Origin of the sequence: Acinetobacter pittii, assembly GCF_034064985.1 — a bacterium.
GTDB lineage: Bacteria > Pseudomonadota > Gammaproteobacteria > Pseudomonadales > Moraxellaceae > Acinetobacter > Acinetobacter pittii_H.
In genome coordinates, this window is sequence record NZ_CP139249.1 from 2,965,001 (window position 1) to 2,985,401 (window position 20,401).

Genomic DNA, 20,401 nt, shown 5'->3' on the forward strand with positions numbered 1-20,401 from the left:
GAGGGACCAATCATGAAATCATATCACCCGAAGTCCCTTTTAAATGATCTGCAGTATTATATTACTCCGCCTCATGATTGCAGCTATTTAGAAAATAAATCTGCACGCATGGTATTTTTAGACCCCATCCATCGAATTGATGTGGTCACTCTTTCAGAACTTTCTCGTTTAGGGTTTCGCCGTAGTGGCGACTTTGTTTATCGCCCTGAATGTCACTTATGTAGACAATGTTTGTCTTGTCGTGTTCCAGTTGCCGATTTTCAAATGAATAGCATGCAAAAAAAAGCATGGAAACGTAATCAAGATCTCACCATGACTGTTCTGCCTACGCGACAAGCAGCACAAATTCATTATGATTTATACGAACGCTACATTAATGAACGCCATGCAGATGGTGATATGTTTCCTCCGAGCTTAGATCAGTTTGAAAAGTTTTTAGTACATAGCTGCACAGATAGTTTTTTTCTTGAGCTTTGGAAAGACAATCGGCTTATTAGTGTTTCTACTTGTGATTTAATGGATGATGGACTATCGGCTGTCTATACATTCTTTGATCCCGATGAGCATCGCAGATCACTTGGTGTGTATTCTATTCTTAACCAAATTGAATATGTTAAATCGCTCGGTTTAGAGTACCTTTATTTAGGCTATTGGGTACCGCATTCAGCCAAAATGAACTATAAATCTCAATATACCCCTTTAGAACTTCTACTTGATGGACAATGGCGTCGTTTAAACCGATCATTGTCACCAGAAGAAATTCAACAGCTAGGTACATCTCTTATGACAACGTTACCTTCTGAATGGAATAATTTAATCATTAAATAAAGATGCGAAATCATCTGTACAGGTTTTTACCATAATGACCGCATGTTCCCGCCCACCATCTTGGGTAGGATAATAATTGCGACGCAGGTCAATTTGGTGAAAGCCTGTTTTTTCATATAAGCCGATAGCGGCTTTATTACTTTCACGTACTTCTAAAAAAATTTGCACTGGCTGATTTTCTAATTTTTCAATCGATGCATTTAATAACTCATACCCTAAACCCTGCCCTTGCATTTTAGGATCAATTGCCATGAGCAATAAATTCGCCTCATCTAAAACGGGCTGTAAAATACAAAACCCAACCACTCTGTTTTGTGACTCAATCACTGTGCATTGATAAGAATTCAAAGATTCAATAAATTGCTGTTTTGACCAGGGATGGGTTTGAACTGATTTTTCAATTTGAACAACAATATCAACATCAGTGTTTTGCATAATGCGAATCATGAGTCTCAACGCAATGAAGATTCTAAAGTAGTGCGTATTATAAAAACTTCCCAAGAAAAAACGAGCAAAAAAAAAAGGACAATTGAATTGTCCTTTTTTAAAGTAATTTTAAAGACCTAATTTTTCACGCCACGTTGCCAACAATGCTGCGGTATCCGAATCATTTGGATGAAATTTTGGTCTTAAAAAATCAAGTAGTTCTGGAATTTGACGAGTCATAAAACCTTTACGGCCATACATGAACTTAAGCATGTACTTCGTATCCTTCCAAGTTAATTTATCATCAGTCTTAAGTAACTTCGCAGTAAAATAAGATTGAGTTGCGAAGATTAATGCCATTGCAATAATCAAAGCTGTTGAACGCATAAAGTAAGCTTTCGGACCTTGCCCATACATGCTTGTATACACATCAAATGCCACAGCTTTATGTTCATTTTCTTCAACTGCATGCCACATCCACAGATGATACATAGTGTCATCTTGGAACATAGCCTGAATTTCAGGATTTTGTAAAAGTTCAGCTGCAATGGTCGATGTAAAATGTTCTAGTGCACATGTTCCAGTCAAATCAATTATTTCTTTGGTATAGCCAAAAGGTTTCATTAATTTGGTTACAACAGCTGTACCCATCTTAATGACTTTTCCAGTTTGCTTTTCCATATGGCGCACATCATAACCATAAGCCTGTGCTGAAGCATTAAATGCTAAATGCTCTTTCGAATGCATCGCTTCTTGACCAATAAAAGCACTAATTTCTTTTTGAAGATCTGGATCAGCAAGCTTTGGATCATTTCGAACAGCACGCGTACTATTTACAAAGAACTGTTCGCCCTCAGGAAAAAGGGCTGATAATGCTGTCATAAAATGTGTTAATGCTGCATCATAATTCGCCCAATAGCGTGGGACCTGAGCAAATTCAAAGTCCATACGACGCACAGGAAAACTAGCACCAGCACGATTGGAAATATTTACCTTAGCATTCATCTCAGACTCCTTTTAAGTGAATAGCTAATTCACATATAACTTTATTTATTTTCTTAATATTTATAATCATACGTCTTTCAACGTACCAATTAAGTGCAGATGAGGACAGAGAAATATCAGATGAGGTCATTCATAGACACATAAAGGTGCAAAACCTAGGACCTCTCTCGTTGGACTAGATATAGAAAATAAGAAAAGGACCAATAGTGGTCCTTTATAAATCATGAATTGAAATTATAAACCTAATTTTGCCTTCCAGTTTTTCAATAGGCCCACGGTATCTAGATCATTTGGATGAAAACCAGGTTTAAAGTAAGCTAACATTTCCTTAGCCATACCACTAATAATACCTTTAGATGGGCTATATCCGTATTTATAAATTACTGATATTTCAGATAAAGTTAATTTATTGTCTTGCTTTAATAAACGAAGCACAAAAGATGACTGGATCAAAAAGATTAAAGTCATAGCAAACACTAAAGAGCTGGTTCGTAAAGCATAAGCTTTTACACCCTTACCAAATACACCTTCGTATACATCAAAAGCTACGGCTTTATGCTCATTTTCTTCAATAGCATGCCAATACCACATTGTTGACATTGTCTCATCTGTCATAAGCTCTTGAATGTGCTTATTAACCAATAATTGAGAAGCAATAGTAGCGGTAAAATGTTCAAGGGCCGTCGTAGCAGTCAGGTCAACCATTTCTTTTGTCATACCGAAAGGTTTAACAATTTTTACGAAAGCTTTAATTGCTGTTTGAATCGCCGTATCGGTAAATTTCTCTAACGTTTCTACATCGTGACCAAACTTTTGAGCAGAGGCATTAAAGTTCACATGCTCTTGAGTATGCATTGCTTCTTGCCCAATGAAAGCACTAATCTCTTTTTGGAGTGCTTCATCATCTTTAATAGCTGGGTGGTAACGTACTGCTCGTACACTATCTATAAAGAATTTCTCACCAGCTGGAAACAATGCTGACAATGCAGTCATAAAATGTGTAAGTCCAGCAGAACCATTCATCCAATATTCTGGTACATCATTAAAGTCAAAATTCATACGACGTACTGGAAAGCTTGCGCCTGCACGATTCGTAATATTCACTTTAGCATTCATACCCAAAGCTCCTTAATAAGTAACCTTAGTTACCCAAACTTTATTGTTCGTTTTCTTGATTCTTATCATACAAAGTTAATAAAAAGGATTAAGGGGAAATAAGGACATTGAAATATCAGTTAAGGCCAGCTTTTATAGGGATTGTTAGACAATTAAGTATAAAAAAAGCGCTCTAAAAAGAGCGCTTTTTTTCACTGAAAGTGATTATGCAGTTACTTTCGCAACAACACCAGCACCTACAGTACGACCACCTTCACGGATCGCAAAACGTAGACCTGGGTCCATTGCGATTGGGTGGATCAATTCTACTGACATTTCAACGTTGTCGCCTGGCATTACCATTTCAACGCCGTCTTGTAATTGGATTGCACCAGTTACGTCAGTTGTACGGAAGTAGAACTGTGGACGGTAACCATTTAAGAATGGAGTGTGACGACCACCTTCTTCTTTAGAAAGTACGTATACTTCTGCGTCGAATTTAGTGTGCGGCTTGATTGTACCTGGTTTAGCAAGTACTTGACCACGTTGTACGTCTTCACGCTTAGTACCACGAAGTAAGATACCACAGTTCTCACCTGCACGGCCTTCGTCAAGAAGTTTACGGAACATTTCTACGCCAGTTACAGTTGTTTTAACTGTATCTTTAATACCAACGATCTCTACTTCTTCACCAACTTTAACGATACCAGCTTCTACACGGCCTGTTACTACAGTACCACGACCAGAAATTGAGAATACGTCTTCGATTGGCATTAAGAATGCTTTGTCGATAGCACGTTCTGGTTCTGGGATGTAAGAGTCAAGCGCCTCAACAAGAGCAAGAACTGAAGGCTCGCCATATTGACCAGCATCGCCTTCCAACGCTTTAAGCGCAGAACCACGGATAACTGGAGTGTCATCACCTGGGAAGTCATAAGTAGAAAGAAGTTCACGAACTTCCATTTCTACTAATTCAAGTAATTCTTCATCATCAACAAGGTCACACTTGTTCAAGAATACGATGATGTAAGGTACACCAACCTGACGAGAAAGAAGGATGTGTTCACGAGTTTGTGGCATTGGACCGTCAGTCGCAGCACACACAAGGATCGCGCCGTCCATCTGAGCAGCACCAGTAATCATGTTTTTAACGTAATCGGCGTGGCCCGGGCAGTCAACGTGCGCGTAGTGACGAATTGGAGAATCGTATTCTACGTGTGAAGTATTAATTGTAATACCACGTGCTTTTTCTTCAGGTGCTGAGTCGATTTGTGAGTAATCTTTCGCTTCACCGCCGTAAGTTTTTGCACAAATAGTTGCAATCGCAGCAGTTAAAGTTGTTTTACCATGGTCAACGTGACCGATTGTGCCCACGTTTACGTGTGGCTTATTACGTTCAAACTTGGCTTTAGCCATGATGATCTTCCTTTATAAACTACTCATGGAGGGTCACCCCATGAGCACTTGGTTTTTAACTAAGAAATTAGTTTGGGCTTATAGTAATCGAAAGATTACTCGTCGTCACCTTTTTTACCGCCAGATTGGAATTTAGCGATAATGCCTTCAGCCACGTTACGTGGAGTTTCAGCGTATTTAGCAAATTCCATAGAGTAAGTCGCACGACCTTGAGACATAGAACGCATTTGAGTCGCGTAACCAAACATCTCAGCAAGAGGAACTTCTGCTTTAATTGCTTTTGTTCCACCAGGAAGATCGTCCATACCTTGAACCATACCACGACGACGGTTTAAGTCACCCATGATATCGCCCATGTAGTCTTCTGGAGTTTCTACTTCAACTTTCATGATAGGTTCAAGAAGGATAGGATCCGCTTTCATGAAACCATCACGGAAGGCATAAGAACCTGCCATTTTGAACGATAATTCGTCAGAGTCGACGTCATGGTAAGAACCATCGAATAATGTCGCTTTAATACCAACAACAGGGTAACCAGCCAATACACCATTCTTCATACGTTCTTGAATACCTTTGTCAACCGCGCCAAAGAATTCTTTAGGTACTACACCACCAACAACTTCTTCAACGAATTGGTATTCTTTACCAGCTTCTTCAACATCAAGCGGCTCAAGACGTACATATACGTGACCAAACTTACCTTTACCACCAGTTTGACGTACGAACTTACCTTCTTGTTCAACAGACTTTTTGATCGTTTCACGGTAAGCAACCATTGGTTTACCAATGTTAGCTTCAACACCGAATTCACGCTTCATACGGTCAACAATGATATCAAGGTGAAGCTCACCCATACCAGCAATAATTGTTTGACCAGATTCTTCATCTGTACGAACACGGAACGATGGATCTTCTTTAGCCAAACGACCTAAAGCGATAGACATTTTTTCTTGGTCTGCTTTAGTTTTTGGTTCAACAGCCAATGAAATTACTGGCTCTGGGAATTCCATACGCTCAAGAGTAATGATGTTTTTCTCATCACATAATGTATCACCAGTTGTAACGTCTTTAAGACCTACACACGCTGCGATATCACCTGCACGGATTTCATCAAGATCTTGACGTTCGTTCGCATGCATTTGCACGATACGACCGATACGTTCACGCTTAGCTTTAACTGGGTTATAAACTGGATCACCTTGTTTAAGAACACCAGAGTAAACACGTACGAATGTTAAGTTACCTACGAATTTGTCGTTCATGATTTTGAACGCAAGCGCAGAGAACGGAGCTTCGTCAGATGCTTCACGAGACGCTTTAGTTTCGTCTTTGTCGTCAAGGATACCTTCGATCGCTTTAACTTCTGTAGGTGATGGTAAGAATTCAATTACAGCATCCAACATACGTTGAACACCTTTGTTCTTGAATGCAGAACCACAAAGCATTACTTGAATTTCAGAAGCTAATGTACGAGCACGTAGACCTGCAATGATCTCTTCTTTAGAAAGATCACCTTCTTCAAGGTACTTGTCCATTAACTCTTCAGAAGCTTCAGCCGCAGCTTCAACCATTTTTGTACGCCATTCTTGAGCAGTATCAACTAGGTCAGCTGGGATATCAGCATATTCAAACTTCATACCTTGAGATGCTTCATCCCAGATAATCGCTTTCATTTCGATAAGGTCAACAACACCCTGGAATGTATCTTCAGCACCAATTGGCACAACGATAGGTACAGGATTACCACCTAAACGAGTTTTAACTTGCTCAACAGCACGGAAGAAGTTTGCACCAGTACGGTCCATCTTGTTCACGAATGCTAAACGAGGCACTTTATATTTGTTCGCTTGACGCCATACAGTTTCAGACTGAGGTTGTACACCACCTACAGCACAGTAAACCATGCATGCACCGTCAAGAACACGCATAGAACGTTCAACTTCGATTGTGAAGTCTACGTGTCCCGGGGTGTCAATTACGTTGATACGGTGTTGTTCGAATTGGTTACCCATACCAGACCAGAAACAAGTTGTAGCAGCAGAGGTAATTGTAATACCACGCTCTTGCTCTTGTTCCATCCAGTCCATTGTTGCTGCACCGTCGTGTACTTCACCAATCTTGTGAGATACACCTGTGTAGAACAAAATACGTTCTGTTGTAGTTGTTTTACCTGCGTCAATGTGCGCAGAAATACCGATGTTACGGTAACGAGTAATTGGGGTTTGGCGAGCCATGATGTCTACATTCCTAAATGTTATATTTAAAACAGGACGCACCAATTAAATTGATGCGCGCGAATATCCAAACAGGCAACTTAAATACCTGCAAAGCCCCCACTTTGATAGAGAGCAATGTTGAATCGAGCTGCTGTACGCATGAATATTCTCCTGAATAAGGCCTGTTTTATCCGCTTAGAAACGGTAGTGAGAGAAGGCTTTGTTAGCTTCAGCCATACGGTGCACATCTTCACGTTTTTTGATTGCTGCACCTTTACCTTCAGCTGCATCAAGCAACTCACCAGCAAGACGTAAAGCCATCGTTTTTTCAGAACGCTTAGCAGCAGCATCTACTAACCAACGCATAGCTAAGGCAGTACGACGGGATGGGCGTACTTCCATAGGTACTTGATAAGTAGCACCACCAACACGGCGTGCTTTTACTTCAACCATAGGACGAACTTTTTCAAGAGTAGTCTCGAAAAATTCAACTGGGTCTACTTTGTTTTTTTCTTGAACGCGTTCTAAAGCACCGTAAACGATACTTTCTGCAATCGATTTTTTACCATCTTGCATTACGTGGTTCATGAATTTAGCGATTGTTTGGCTGCTAAATTTTGGATCTGGAAGGATCTCACGAGCAGCGACTACGCGACGTCTTGGCATTTTAATACACCTAATAATATGACACTTCAGGATGATCCAGCAGTTTGTACAAGTGTCATGTACACGACGCTGGCCTTACTATACGTCGCTTGAATTACAAATCTATGAAGAATTCAAACAAGCGAAACGCTAAAGGGCTTATTCGACTAGTTTCCTAGAATTACTTCTTAGGACGCTTAGTACCGTATTTAGAACGTGATTGATTACGATCTTTAACACCAGCACAGTCTAATGAGCCACGAACGGTATGGTAACGTACACCCGGTAAGTCTTTAACACGACCACCACGGATAAGAACAACACTGTGCTCTTGTAAGTTATGGCCTTCACCACCGATATAGCTAGATACTTCAAAACCTGAAGTTAAGCGAACACGGCAAACCTTACGCATAGCTGAGTTAGGTTTTTTAGGTGTAGTTGTATAAACACGTGTACAAACACCACGACGTTGTGGACAAGCCTTCAACGCAGGAACTTTGGATTTTTCAACCAAAGTCGTACGACCCTTACGGATCAACTGATTCGTTGTTGCCATATGGCAATTCTCCCGTTATTAAAAAACCTTAAAAAGAAAATACCTCTTTTTAAGGGCACATAATTGTAAGCCAAGATGCAAAAATGGTCAACACGGCAATACATTACCAAATGTTGACCATATCAATGTTTGACAGGACGATTTACAAATTTAAATGGAGGTTAGTTTCACTTTTTAAACCTCCTCTTTGTAAGGGCATTGTTAAGAGTATTTTTTATCTTCCACTATCTCGTCATCATCTTCAGGAGTTAGAGCAGGCTTTTGCTCCGTATGCTCATGTTCTGCTACATGCTTGTCAGCAAGTTTTTCGAGGCCCTGATGAACATTTTCCTGAATTTTCTCTTCACTCTTTTCGCTTTCGGTAGGCTTTAACACAATAGAAACTTTTGAAATCACATTATGATTTTCTACTTTATGATGATGAGCAGCATGAATATTGCCATCTTCGCCTACATTTAAAAGTCTTGGGCTCGCTTTTTGGATGAGTGTAACGGCAGCATAATAAGCCTGTAGCGGAGATAAATGCTCACTTGGATGTTCATTTAAATAGTGTCTTGCAGCTCCGAAAATTGCTTGAGCTTTATGACCTACATCTTCTTGTAATTTCCAGCTATACACTGCGCTTAAAACAGCACCAGCAACGGGGGTAAATTTACTAAAAGCAGACAATTTAGGAATACGGTTTAACCAATCCCATTTAAACTCGCCGTCTTCATTTACCAGCCAATTTTTTAAAGTGTCTATATCTGTGGTTGAACCCAACACTTGCTGAAATTGATGAATATCTTGGGTTTCCAACATGTTTCGTAAGGTTTTCAAAGCCAATAAAAGAGTTTGCTTTTCGGCGATGAGACTAATATCAACTTCTTTAAAAATAAACTCTACAACATCTTGATCAGTAGCTTCTAAAAGATCGAAGCCATGTGATCTTCCTGTTTGATAAATAGTTCTTAAAACCAAAACCAATGAAACTGGAATATCTACAGCTGCACCCACAACACCAGAGATACCTGTAATTGCACCCTGTACAGTCGCAATAAGCTTGTTTTGTTCAATAAGTGCCTGACTTAAACGTTGAGAACGGCCTGTATCTTTAGTTAATTCAAATAAATCTTTAGCTCCCGCTTCTTCTAGGATTTTTTCAGTTAAGGTACTTTTTGAACTAAAGTCATTTAGCCAATCAAATAAATAGCCTGAGATTTTTTCATCCCAATCCGGTGAAAGAAAAGTGGCAACGCCATTTACTTTTTTAAAATGTCGACCAAATACCTGACGTGTGACTTTTGGTAAATGTTCTCTTAGCATTTGTTGAGGACTTTCATATTGCTCAACTTCAAATGGGCTTTTTGTTCTCGATCTACCTTCAACAGTTTTTCCAGTTGGGATGGGTTCAATTACCTTACTGACGTCACCTGATTGGTTCTGTTGCAAGATACTCAATCCTGTAGAACTGAGCTTTTTAGCCACTCCGAAGACCTGAGAAAACAAATTGTCAGATTGATTATTATTAAATTTTGTCATCAAGTACCTCGATTTTTTAATTTATCTAATTAGAGATAAATACTAGGTGGAATGTGGATTTATCTCAACTTGAATGTGTGTATTTTAGTTAACCCTAAATGCAACATACTATGTATTTGGTTATTTTTTTTAAATGTAAAATTGTCATAAAGATTTGCCATAAGAAATAAAAAACCTTTCTGCTATCATGTTAACAACGAAAAACATGAGTCTCGTTTTCTTACAGCTATATTCTCCTATTCATTTTCATAGCTGTTGAACACGATAGACTCTTAATATCACCATAAAGGGACCTGTAGATGAAACGTGTTGTAATCACTGGTATGGGTATTAACTCATGTATCGGTAACTCTTTAGAAGCAGTTACTCACTCACTTCAAAATGGAATCTCCGGGACACGTTTTAACCCAACTTATGCTGAACTCAATTTTAAAAGTCATGTTAGCGCTGCTGCAGACCAAGATTTTGATAATATCGATCGTAAATTAAAACGCTTTATGGGCGTATGTGCGATGTATGCTTACAACGCTGCTGTAGCTGCAGTTGAACATGCAGGACTTACTCCTGAGCAACTTAGCGGTAATCCACGTTATGGTATTGCAGGTGGTTCAGGTGGTGGTTCAACTGCTTCTGTTGTTGAAATGACAGAATTATTAGAAACTAAAGGTGCACGTAAAGTAGGCCCATTCTTCGTACCGCGTAACATGTCAAACACCATTACTGCAAACGTCGGTGTTGCATTTAAACTACAAGGTATTTCACATACTATTACAAGTGCTTGCGCAACTTCTGCAGATGCAATTGGTTATGCGTACAACTTGATTCAACTTGGCAAACAAGATCTTATGCTTGCTGGTGGCGGCGAAGAAGATCACTGGTCTCAAAGTTTATTGTTTGATGCAATGGGCGCACTTTGCTCAAAATATAACGACTCTCCAGAAACAGCATCTCGCCCATATTCAGCAGACCGTGACGGCTTCGTTATTGCTGGCGGTGGTGGTTTCGTAGTACTTGAATCACTTGAGCATGCACAAGCACGTGGTGCGAACATTTTAGCTGAAGTTGTTGGTTATGCTGCTAACAGTGATGGTGCAGACATGGTTGCTCCAAGCGGCGAAGGTGCTACACGTTGTGTATTAATGGCACTTGAAGAAGCTAAGCAACATGGCGTAGAAAAAATTGACTATGTAAATACACATGGTACTTCTACTCCAGCGGGTGACATTACCGAACTTAAAGCAATGGAACGTGCATTTGGTGAAGGTAAGGTACCTCCTCTTAGCTCGACCAAATCGATGACAGGCCATAGCTTGGGTGCAGCCGGTGTACAAGAAGCTATTTACTCTGTACTAATGATGCAAAATGACTTTATTGCACCAAACATCAACGTGACTGAACTTGATGAAGGCGCAAAACCTTTTGATATCGTACTTGAAAAACGTGATGCAAAATTGAATACTGTAATGAGTAACAGTTTTGGCTTTGGCGGTGTTAACGCTTGCCTTATTTTCAAGAAGTGGGATGCATAATCCCACCTAGGATTATCGATGGATGCACCTTCTGATGCTTTTTTGTGGGTAAAAGCATTACATATTATTGCCGTGGTTTGTTGGTTCGCTGCTTTGTTCTACTTACCACGTCTATATGTTTATCATGCTATGAGTGAAGATGCTGCAAGTCATCAACGCTTTGAGGTAATGGAACGTAAGTTGTACCGTGGAATTATGTGGCCTTCGATGATTGCTACATTAATAACCGCGCATTTCCTAGTAGATTGGGGTGATGCAACTCGACATTATCATCAAGCCACATGGTTTTACCTCAAAGTTGGATTAGTGGCTTTATTAGTGATTTACCATTTGGTATGTGGCTATTATCGTAAAAAGCTCATCGGAAATGCTCACTATAAATCACATAAGTTCTGGCGATTCTTTAATGAAATGCCAACCTTAATTTTATTTGCTGTTGTGATTTTAGTTGTTGTAAAGCCTCAGTTTTAACTGGGGCTTTTGCTTTTCTTATCCAAGAATTCTTTTATTCATCTTAATAAAATGCACAATCTATTCAAACAATTATATTTTTCAAAACAGAACTATAAAATTAATCAATACCCTACCTCTTTATTTAGCAATACCTAATCTATACTATGCTAAAGAAATAGATGAACTCATTTAATGGCAAAGCTATGCTAATTTTTAATGCCTTTAAACGCTTAATCCATACACCATTTATTCTTATTACACTTTTTATTTTCCGTCACTTAAAAAACTATCCGATTAGACATTTGACTAGTCAAGAAAAATTATTGGCACAAATGGTTTTCGGCGACATGCTTGATTGCGAACGGCCTAAAATTATTGCTACGCGCTACCTCCCTTGGCAGAGTTGCGGTATTTTCATGGCCCCAAATGGGAATATTTATGTCAATCCTGCTGATTACAGCGAAAATTACGCTCTAGAATCCAAGTTTATGCAGGGTATTTTTATTCACGAACTCACACACGTCATGCAATATCAAAAAGGTATTCATGTACTACTTAAAGGTGCTTTATTACAATCAGCTTATTACCTGAGCTTTAAAAGTTACAATCCCTACAAATATACCTACCACCCTGATAAAGCATTTAGTACGTATAATATTGAACAGCAAGGCGAAATTGCGCGCGACATTTGCTCTGGAAAAATCCCGAATATTATCTGTTCACCTCAACTTCATTTGTAACTAAATAATCAATCTCGCTTTGAACGTAACATTTCGTGCGTAATGTAAATGAGAATTCTTATAAAACAGAAATACTTATCTAAACTATAAAAGTGCGCTTATTCAATTCAAATTATTGAAAAAAATAGAACAGGCTTATTCCAAATTAGCTTGTGATAAGGCAGTATACAAACGATAAAAATAATGAAGCCTGTTTCTATTCTATACAGAAAATCTCGTTATTTTTACGCAGAAAATATGGGATTGGTATATATTATTGATCTTGACATTTTTGTTTACTATTTTAATTGTTTACTATCGTATCATACACATCGTTGAAAAATTATATCCATAAAAATCAACACTGTGTGTATCTATATTCGTTATGATCTAGGATTAGGTTTGAATGAAAAGTTTTAAAGTTGCCCTTGCTCAGTTTTCTCCGCATATTGGCAATATTGACTCAAACACCCAAAAGATGATTGAGCAAGTAAATCAGGCGAAAAAACAAGACGCTGACCTGATTATTTTTCCCGAGCTTTCTGTTATTGGTTATCCAGCTGAAGATCTATTGTTACGTCCAAATTTAAATAAACGTATGCAAAAGGCTTTTGCACAACTTGCCGAAATTAAAGATATTGTCATGGTTTTCGGATTTGTGAACCAGACAGAAGATGGTCAACGTTATAATTCTGCTGCTGTCATGAAAGACGGTCAGGTTTTGGGTGTTTTTAACAAACACAATTTACCAAACTATGGCGTCTTTGACGAAAAACGTTATTTCCAAAAAGGACATCAGCATTTGGTGTTTGAATATCTTGGGCATAAGTTTGGTGTATTAATCTGTGAAGACATCTGGTCAATTAATACTGTCAAACAGTTGAGCCAATTAAATGTTGATACAGTCCTTGTACTCAACTCATCACCATATGAAGTCGGCAAGCCACAGCACCGTACACAAACCTTGAGTGAACTTGCAAAACAACTTCATCTAAATATTGTTTATGTTAACCAAGTAGGCGGACAAGACGATTTAATTTTTGATGGTACAAGTTTTGTCAGCAATCAAAATGGTGAAATTGCTTTACAAGCACCGAGCTTTAAAGAAGACATTTATATTGCTGAATTTGACCGTGATACAAAGTTATATAAAGTCACTGAATCTGCTCCTGCATTAGAAACGTTTGCTGAGATCTATCAAGGTTTAGTCATGGCAACTCGTGACTATGTAGAACGCTCAGGCTTCCCTGGTGTGATTTTGGGTCTTTCTGGTGGTATCGACTCTGCCCTTACACTTGCGATTGCTGTTGATGCAATCGGTGCTGAAAGAGTCCAAGCTGTAATGATGCCATATACTTACACATCTCAAATTAGTGTAGAAGATGCGGCTGAACAAGCTCGCCGTATGGGTGTAACTTTCGGTATTGCTGAAATTCACTCAATCGTAAATAGCTTCATGCAAACCCTGTATCCTTTCTTTGGTAATTCACCAGCTGACGCAACTGAAGAAAATTTACAAGCGCGTGCTCGTGGCACATTGCTTATGGGCTTATCAAACAAGTTCGGTAATTTAGTCCTTGCCACAGGAAATAAATCTGAACTTTCAGTTGGCTACTGTACGCTTTATGGCGATATGGTTGGTGGCTTTGCGGTTCTAAAAGATGTTTATAAAACAATCGTGTTTGAATTAGCAAAATACCGTAATAGCTTAAGTGAAACTCCGGTTATTCCTGAGCGTGTGATTACCCGCCCACCTTCAGCAGAACTTCGCCCGGATCAAAAAGACCAAGACTCTTTACCAGCTTATGATGTATTGGATGCCATCCTGTACGCATACATTGAAGAAGATTTAGGTCAGGCCGACATTATTGCCAAAGGTTTTGATAAAGAAGTTGTTGAAAAAGTCATCCGTTTAGTTGATCGTAATGAGTACAAACGTCGTCAAGGTGCGATTGGCCCGAGAATTACTTCTCGCGCATTTAGTCGCGAACGACGTTATCCGATTGTCAACGGTTGGACAGCGAATGACTGAGCAGAAAAACTCATCAAAAACTACAGCACTTGCTCAAGCACTTTTGCTTGAGCAAGTGGAATTTTTCAAAAAACAATTATCTATAGAAAACTCACCTATTTATTTCCAGCAGTTCATTCAACTGTTTATGCAACATGCTGATGAAATCAAGCTCCATGAGGTTGTTGATTTAGAACAACTACAAGCCGTTGTGAAACGCTATGCTTTTGAAATGCAGCTAGGTGCTGGTTTACTTGAGTTTATTGGGGAAATCGCGCAACGTATTTATTTATCTGCGATGAAGTCTCCAATTCAGCTACAAGATTTGGTCTCTGATCACCAGTTTGAAATGTGGCTTTCTAAATTTTTGGAAATGGAGCATATTCCTCATTATCTTAATCAGTTTTTAAGAACTAGTCCTTCTGTACAACAACTTTGCCAATACATTGCAACCTCAACTTTAGAACAAAAATTACCAAAACTTCTAACAGCATCTAGAGTCGATGACTACCATTTTGAATGGCAACATAAGCTCAAAAAATTCTCTTTTTTACAGCAGCAACGCCTTGAGCATAAACTTGAAACTTGGATTGCCAGTTTTATTCATGAGCAACTTACAGAATTAAGTCTTTTATCGAGTGAAGATTTAGAAAGTCTAGTACGTCATGTTTGGGAAGATATTAGACATAAAAAAATGTATGAATTTATGAAACAGCTCACTCCTCTCGATGTAGAAGAGTTCTTTGTTTTAATCTATGAATACTGGAAAGAATTACGCCAATCGCAATTTATGCAAGACCTGATTTTGTATGGCGTGGAAGTTTTTTATGACTTTTATAAAGATCAAAGTTTATTTGAAGTATTAAGTGAGATTGGATTAACTGAAAGCGACTTACAAACTGAAGCTTTACGTTTTTATCCGAAGGTTATGGATGCCTTTAATGAGCACGGTATTTTAGAACCTTTACTTCAAGCGCTTTTAGCTCCCTTTTATCAAAGCTCAAAAACACTCGATATGATTGAAAAACATTTTAATGAGTAAAAAATAGATAAAAAGAAACCACGCAGGAGCGTGGTTTTTAAAATGGTGGCTATGACGAGACTTGAACTTGTGACCCCCGCATTATGAGTGCGGTGCTCTAACCAACTGAGCTACATAGCCGTAAACTGTGTGCGCATTATCTATAGTTCTGTATAGCAGGTCAATAGGTAAAAACCCTTAATGCCCATCAATTGAACAAATAAGATTCAGATCATCATTATTTGTTCTTTTTTTAGCATTTTTCTGCTTTAAACAATTGATCAGCCACAGAAATATATTAAAGATCTAATACTAGTTTTTTACCTTTAGCTCTCGATACACAAATCATCATGCTCTTCTGTGAAGCCTTTTCTGCATCACTTAAGTATTGATCAAAGTGATCTGCTTCGCCTTCTAAAATAGCAGTTTCACATGTACCGCATACGCCTTCGCGACATAAGCATTCCACATCAATATTTAATGTTTCAATAGCTTGTAAAATCGTCTGATTACTTTGTACTTCAATTTCCTGATTAGACTTGGCTAGTACAACCGTAAATGCTTCCCCATCTTCAGGAACTGTTGAAGCGAATTGTTCCCAGTGAATGTACTCATCGCGATAACGATGCTTATTACAGCAATCAATCACAGCATCAATCATGGGTTTCGGCCCACAGACATACACGTGTGTGCCTTTAGGTTGTGATGAAATCAGTTCATCCAGCTTCAATGAGCAACCTTCTGAGTCAACATAGCTAAATACATGCTCGGCATGTTTCTGCTTTAACTCATCTAACAAAGCCGCATGTTCAGGCGAACGATAAGCATAATGTAGTTCGTATTCAACACCGCGTGCTGCAAGCTCATCCATTTGAGGTAAGAATGGTGTAATGCCAATTCCACCTGCAATTAAAATATGTTTATTGCCTGTTTCGGCTAATGGAAATAAATTTTTTGGTTCTGAAATCTGAATTTCACAGCCTTCATTACACTGATCATGCATAAACACTGACCCCCCCTTACCTTCCACATCTTTACGAACGCAGACTTGGTAAGTCGATAGGTCTTGTGTACAACTCATCAATGAATATGCATTTGAAAGCTGTTCATTCATTTTGACAATAATATGGCTTCCCCCACTAAATCGAGGAAAGTTCTGCCCATCTTGACGTTTGAACGTAAACCGTTTGATTAAAGGGGTTAGCTGCTCCACATGAGTAACAACCGCCGGGAACATTTCATAATGACTAGCCATATTAGAATCCTTCTTTTACCGCATATTCTTGTTGTTAGGGCTTATCCTTAAAGCCCTAAACACATGTATTTAATAGTCATGAACTCTTCAAGACCATACTTTGAGCCTTCACGCCCAACACCTGATTGCTTCACACCACCAAATGGTACAACTTCATTTGAAATTGCTGTGGCATTCATGCCGACCATTCCATATTCAAGTTGTTCTGACACTCGCCATAAACGTGAAATATTTTCGCTATATACATAAGCAGCCAAACCGAAGATCGTGTCATTGGCCTGAGCAACAACATCAGCTTCATCTGTAAAGCGAATAAGCGGCGCAACTGGACCAAAAATTTCTTCTTGGACAATTTCCATTGTACGGTCAACGTTAGTTAAAACTGATGGTTCATAAAAGGTTTGCCCTAAAATATGCTGCTTACCACCACAGGCAATCTTAGCGCCTTTGCTCACTGCATCATCAATTAACTGCTGTGCTTTCAAAACTGCTTTTTCATTAATTAATGGGCCAATTTGTACACCATCTTCAAGTCCATTACCGACTTTAAACTTTTGTACTTCTTGTACAAACTTCTCGGCAAAAGCTTGATAAATATTGTCGTGGACATAAATGCGATTAGCACAAACACAGGTCTGGCCCGCATTACGGAACTTTGCAAAAATCGCGCCTTGTACAGCTTTATCCAAATCGGCGTCATCAAATACAATCAGAGGTGCATTTCCGCCCAACTCAAACGCTAACTTTTTAATAGTGCTTGAACACTGCTGCATCAGTAAACGACCCACTGGAGTTGAGCCAGTAAAGGTCAATTTCTTCACTTTTTCATGCGAAGTAAATACAGAACCAATTTCTTGAGATTTACCGGTAACAACATTAATTACACCAGCTGGAATACCTGCTTTTTCTGCAAGCTTCGCAATTGCTAAAGCACAGTAAGGTGTTTCATTTGCTGGCTTAATCACTATCGTACATCCAGCTGCTAAAGCTGGTGCTGCTTTACGGGTAATCATGGCAATTGGGAAATTCCACGGCGTGATTGCAGTCACAACCCCCACAGGTTCTTTACTAATAATAAATCGCTGTTGATTATTGACGGTTGGAATCACATCACCATAAATACGCTTGCCTTCTTCGGCAAACCATTGAATAAATGATGCAGCATAACGCACCTCACCTTTCGCTTCTGCCAAAGGTTTTCCCTGCTCAATAGTCATGATTAAAGCAAGTTCATCGGTATGATCGAGAACCAGTTTGTACCAAGCCAATAAAATATCTGCACGGTTTTGAGCCGTTAAAGCTTTCCAACTTTGCAATGCTGTATAGGCCGCTTCAACCGCCTGTGTAGCCTCAGCCGCTCCCATATTTGGAATTGTGCCAATTTCTTCGCCTGTTGCAGGGTTAGTTACCGGAACCGTCGCATTCGACTGTGCAGCTAACCATTGCCCGTTAATATAGGCTTGTTGCTGAAATAATTCAGAACTTTGTAAACTCGACATATCATCTTCCTAATTGAAGAGTCAGGTGTAAATCATCTTTACACCTGAATAAATCCATTTGTTTTATTTGTGATGCTGCGCTACAAGATGTTGGAAGTAAGCAATACCATGTTCACTGATACCAGAGCGTTGCTTGTCAGTCATAATACGGCCTTGACCACGATAACCACGTGATTTCAAACCACGTTGTACGCTTTCGACCAAGTTCAAATCTTCAGGACGGAATACATTACGATACCACTCAATCAAATCTTTCTGATCTTGAGTGAGTTCTTCGTTGGTGAAGTAAATATCGTAATGCTGCAAAGTCGTTTCTGCATCGACTGGGAACTCATAGATTACAGTCATGAAATTACTGCCCGGTGGTACGTTGAACATCGTGCAAGGCCAAGTCCAGAAACCGTGAAATTCAGGATCAGTGACCGATGGATCAAGCTTGAACGACTTCTCAGATGAACGCGCAAAACCATACTGTAAAGTCCAGTTTTGATGTGTGGTATGCCAATATTTATCAACTTGTACCGAGTCAGCAAAGCCAGGATGCGCTGGTCCACAGTGATAGCACTCTAGATAGTTATCGACAATCACTTTCCAGTTTGCTGGCGTTTCTGTCACAAAACGTGCTGCCAGTTTCAAATCTTTAATTACGCTACATGCTTGATTTAAACGCTCAGCAAATTCTGGAAGTTGATCTTCTACACAAGTCGCATTTTCATCCATATTAATGAAAACAAAGCCTGCATATTCCTCAACTTTTAAAGGCACCATGCTTGAATTTTCTTTATCAAAAGATTCGACATGGTCACAGTTACGCGCCAAAGCTAAGCTACCGTCTAGCTTAAAAGTCCAAGCATGATATGGGCAGGTAATTACATTTTTTGCTTTACCACTGCCACTTAAAAGTTCGTGACCACGGTGCGGACATACATTATAAAACGCCCGTAAAACACTATCTTTACCACGAATGATGACAATATTTTCACCAATTACTTTACGGGTAATATAGTCATTCGGTTGTGCCAATTCACTGCCATGTGCAACACAAATCCAGCTTTTAGCAAAGATTGCTTCTTTCTCATGCTCAAAAACTTGCGATGAAGTATAGAAAACTTTAGGAAAAGTCCATGCAACATCTGGGTTTGCACAAAAATCTTCAGGTAATTTTTCAACTGCACTCATGTTATTACTCCATTAAATTCTTTTCGTCCAAATGACTCGATATTAAATTGATGTCTTTTCGACACTGCCAAACATGCGACGTATCGCACTCAGCATGTTTTGATATAACTGTTGAACTTCAGGGCAATCACGCATGAGACGTAAACTGCCATGTAATAAACCTTTGCCTAAATGGAACTCACTCGAAATTCCTGCTTGTTCCAATTTTTGGGTAAAGAGATAACCGTCATCACTTAAAGGGTCATACTCAGCAACTGCGACAAAACTGGCAGGCATATCTGAAAAGTCCGTTGCCAATAAAGGCGCTAGACGTAAATCCTGCCAATCTTGAGAGTTAGGTGCATATTCCTTTAAATAAAAATACATATCTTCTGTTGTTAACAACGGCGCATGGGCATGCTTTTGTGCGGCTAGTGTATCGAGTGCTGTAGTTAAACACGGATAAACCAAAGCCAGACCTTGAGCTTGCATACCACTATGCTGTAGATGCACTGCAAGGGCTGCTGCTAAGTTACCGCCTGCGCTATCGCCTGCTAGAACGATATTTTCACTATCAATCTGCCAGTCAGAACCATGCTCTTTAAGCCATTGATAAACTGCTAAACAATCTTCAAAAGCTGCCGGAAAGCGATGCTCTGGTGCCATGCGGTAATCCACACCAATGACAACTGCATTTAAGTCCTGACATAAATAACTGGTAATAAACTCATGTGAATCGAGTCCACCGACCATCCAACCACCGCCATGCAAATACAACACACACGGCCAACCAGCTTCAGGTCGTTTAGTTTTTGGTGAATAGATGCGAACAGGTACAGGATGCTCTGCATTTGCAACAACTCGGTCTTCTACTTCGATCTTGCCATCACGAGGCAAAGTGTAGTGTCGGCACATTGCGTCATATGCTGCACGAATTGAGTCAATATCCGCATCTGCTGGTGAATAAATGCCGCTCCAGTACACTAGGCTTTGCATTTCCTCACTTAAGACATACGTGGTCTGTTCACATGTAGTCATTACCATTCCC

General features: G+C 39.4%; 18 protein-coding genes and 1 tRNA gene. 6 read left to right on the forward strand and 13 right to left on the reverse strand.

What is annotated here, in order from left to right; all coding sequences use genetic code 11:
• Positions 1 to 12 precede the first annotated feature (12 nt).
• Complete coding sequence (locus SOI76_RS14190; RefSeq protein ID WP_004703325.1) at positions 13 to 828, forward strand: arginyltransferase; 816 nt, start codon at positions 13 to 15, stop codon at positions 826 to 828.
• Here SOI76_RS14190 and rimI read toward each other — a convergent pair.
• The 8 genes from rimI to SOI76_RS14230 all read right to left on the reverse strand — a co-directional run bounded on the left by rimI (position 814) and on the right by SOI76_RS14230 (position 9,708).
• Entirely contained in the window at positions 814 to 1,275 is a 462-nt protein-coding gene (gene rimI / locus SOI76_RS14195) for a ribosomal protein S18-alanine N-acetyltransferase (protein ID WP_104079269.1), read from the reverse strand. The two genes, SOI76_RS14190 and rimI, sit on opposite strands and share 15 nt — an antisense overlap.
• A 108-nt stretch (positions 1,276 to 1,383) precedes the next feature.
• Positions 1,384 to 2,259, reverse strand: coding sequence for a metal-dependent hydrolase (locus SOI76_RS14200; protein WP_104079268.1), 876 nt, complete (start codon positions 2,257 to 2,259; stop codon positions 1,384 to 1,386).
• Positions 2,260 to 2,493: 234 nt separating this feature from the next.
• Complete coding sequence (locus tag SOI76_RS14205; protein ID WP_104079267.1) at positions 2,494 to 3,375, reverse strand: metal-dependent hydrolase; 882 nt, start codon at positions 3,373 to 3,375, stop codon at positions 2,494 to 2,496.
• A gap of 204 nt (positions 3,376 to 3,579) precedes the next feature.
• Positions 3,580 to 4,770 (reverse strand): elongation factor Tu, encoded by a 1,191-nt coding sequence (gene tuf / locus SOI76_RS14210; protein ID WP_016142009.1) that lies wholly within the window; start codon positions 4,768 to 4,770, stop codon positions 3,580 to 3,582.
• A gap of 95 nt (positions 4,771 to 4,865) precedes the next feature.
• A complete protein-coding gene (gene fusA, locus SOI76_RS14215) occupies positions 4,866 to 7,004 on the reverse strand; it encodes an elongation factor G (protein ID WP_016142010.1) in 2,139 nt (712 codons plus the stop codon).
• Between the two features lie 177 nt (positions 7,005 to 7,181).
• A complete protein-coding gene (gene rpsG / locus SOI76_RS14220) occupies positions 7,182 to 7,652 on the reverse strand; it encodes a 30S ribosomal protein S7 (RefSeq protein ID WP_001138055.1) in 471 nt (156 codons plus the stop codon).
• Positions 7,653 to 7,812: 160 nt separating this feature from the next.
• Positions 7,813 to 8,187 (reverse strand): 30S ribosomal protein S12, encoded by a 375-nt coding sequence (rpsL, locus tag SOI76_RS14225; protein WP_002050319.1) that lies wholly within the window; start codon positions 8,185 to 8,187, stop codon positions 7,813 to 7,815.
• A gap of 201 nt (positions 8,188 to 8,388) precedes the next feature.
• On the reverse strand, positions 8,389 to 9,708 hold the full coding sequence (locus SOI76_RS14230; protein ID WP_205668453.1) for an EcsC family protein: 1,320 nt from the start codon (positions 9,706 to 9,708) through the stop codon (positions 8,389 to 8,391).
• A gap of 299 nt (positions 9,709 to 10,007) precedes the next feature.
• Here SOI76_RS14230 and fabB point away from each other — a divergent pair, with 299 nt between their 5' ends.
• The 5 genes from fabB to SOI76_RS14255 all read left to right on the forward strand — a co-directional run bounded on the left by fabB (position 10,008) and on the right by SOI76_RS14255 (position 15,462).
• Positions 10,008 to 11,237 (forward strand): beta-ketoacyl synthase N-terminal-like domain-containing protein, encoded by a 1,230-nt coding sequence (fabB, locus tag SOI76_RS14235; RefSeq protein WP_032054245.1) that lies wholly within the window; start codon positions 10,008 to 10,010, stop codon positions 11,235 to 11,237.
• A gap of 18 nt (positions 11,238 to 11,255) precedes the next feature.
• Positions 11,256 to 11,708, forward strand: a complete 453-nt coding sequence (gene hemJ, locus SOI76_RS14240) for a protoporphyrinogen oxidase HemJ (RefSeq protein ID WP_016142013.1) — start codon at positions 11,256 to 11,258, stop codon at positions 11,706 to 11,708.
• A 161-nt stretch (positions 11,709 to 11,869) separates the two neighbouring features.
• Positions 11,870 to 12,430 carry a hypothetical protein gene (locus tag SOI76_RS14245; protein WP_104080173.1) on the forward strand — a complete coding sequence of 187 codons (561 nt, stop codon included), beginning with the start codon at positions 11,870 to 11,872 and terminating at the stop codon, positions 12,428 to 12,430.
• A gap of 385 nt (positions 12,431 to 12,815) precedes the next feature.
• Positions 12,816 to 14,441, forward strand: coding sequence for an NAD+ synthase (locus SOI76_RS14250; protein ID WP_104080172.1), 1,626 nt, complete (start codon positions 12,816 to 12,818; stop codon positions 14,439 to 14,441).
• Positions 14,434 to 15,462: a hypothetical protein gene (locus SOI76_RS14255; RefSeq protein ID WP_002120422.1), complete on the forward strand. Its 1,029-nt coding sequence runs from the start codon at positions 14,434 to 14,436 to the stop codon at positions 15,460 to 15,462. The genes SOI76_RS14250 and SOI76_RS14255 overlap by 8 nt, the downstream gene beginning before the upstream one ends.
• Positions 15,463 to 15,505: 43 nt before the next feature.
• On the opposite strand, the gene SOI76_RS14260 is transcribed toward SOI76_RS14255, so the two are convergent.
• The 5 genes from SOI76_RS14260 to SOI76_RS14280 form a co-directional block, all read right to left on the reverse strand.
• Positions 15,506 to 15,582: transfer RNA gene (locus tag SOI76_RS14260), tRNA-Met, on the reverse strand.
• Between the two features lie 157 nt (positions 15,583 to 15,739).
• Entirely contained in the window at positions 15,740 to 16,696 is a 957-nt protein-coding gene (cntB, locus tag SOI76_RS14265; RefSeq protein ID WP_069141591.1) for a carnitine monooxygenase, reductase subunit CntB, read from the reverse strand.
• 47 nt (positions 16,697 to 16,743) lie between these two features.
• Positions 16,744 to 18,195: an NAD-dependent succinate-semialdehyde dehydrogenase gene (locus SOI76_RS14270; protein ID WP_104080171.1), complete on the reverse strand. Its 1,452-nt coding sequence runs from the start codon at positions 18,193 to 18,195 to the stop codon at positions 16,744 to 16,746.
• Between the two features lie 63 nt (positions 18,196 to 18,258).
• The gene (gene cntA / locus SOI76_RS14275) at positions 18,259 to 19,374 is read right to left on the reverse strand and encodes a carnitine monooxygenase subunit alpha (protein WP_002120432.1); all 1,116 of its coding nucleotides are present in this window, start codon (positions 19,372 to 19,374) and stop codon (positions 18,259 to 18,261) included.
• 42 nt (positions 19,375 to 19,416) lie between these two features.
• Complete coding sequence (locus SOI76_RS14280; RefSeq protein WP_104080170.1) at positions 19,417 to 20,391, reverse strand: alpha/beta hydrolase; 975 nt, start codon at positions 20,389 to 20,391, stop codon at positions 19,417 to 19,419.
• Positions 20,392 to 20,401: the final 10 nt, after the last annotated feature.